The following is a 642-nucleotide window of genomic DNA, read 5'->3' as shown; positions in this document are numbered from 1 at the left end:
GAGGTGATGGCCTGGTGCGAGGCGCATGGCCTGGACTACATCTTCGGCCTGTCCGGCAACGCCGTGCTCGACCGGCTGGTGGAACCTTTCGCCGACGACGTGCGAGCGTGCCGTGCCGTGCCGAGGCCCAGGCCGCTGCCGTCAGCCGCTACAGCGAGAGCCGCTACGGCGCCAAGTCGTGGAAATGCGAGCGCCGCGTGGTGGCCCGCATCGAGGCCTCCACCAAGGGACTGGATATCCGCTACGTCGTGACGAACCTGCCCAAGGGCACCGCGGAACGGCTGTATGACAAAATGTACTGTGCCCGCGGCCAGGCCGAGAATCTGATCAAGTTGCACAAGACCGAACTCGCCTCCGACCGCACGAGTTGCCGCTCGCCGCTCGCCAACCAGGTGCGGCTGGTGCTGCATACCGCTGCCTACTGGGTGTTGCTGACCGTCCGTGACGCCATTCCCAGACCGCAGCCACTCGCGACCGCCCAGTTCAAAACCTTGCAGCAGCACCTGATCAAGATTGCCGCCCGTGTCACCGAGACCGCGACCAGGGTGCGCATCGCCTTTGCCGCCGCCTGCCCCAACGCCGATCTGTTCAGCGGACTGGTGCGGGGTTTCCTGCCAGCAGGGCCGTGACCCGCGGGGCCTT

General features: G+C 66.7%; 1 pseudogene. It reads left to right on the top strand.

Annotation, left to right across the window (positions count from 1 at the left end):
• Window positions 1–629: pseudogene (locus tag GSQ92_RS16505) on the top strand (transposase); the annotation flags it as partial.
• Between the last annotated feature and the right edge of the window lie 13 nt (window positions 630–642).

The organism is Acidisoma sp. S159, assembly GCF_009766125.1.
Taxonomy (GTDB): domain Bacteria; phylum Pseudomonadota; class Alphaproteobacteria; order Acetobacterales; family Acetobacteraceae; genus Acidisoma.
Note: the sequence above shows the minus strand (reverse complement) of the source record. Positions and strands in the feature narration are given on the sequence as shown.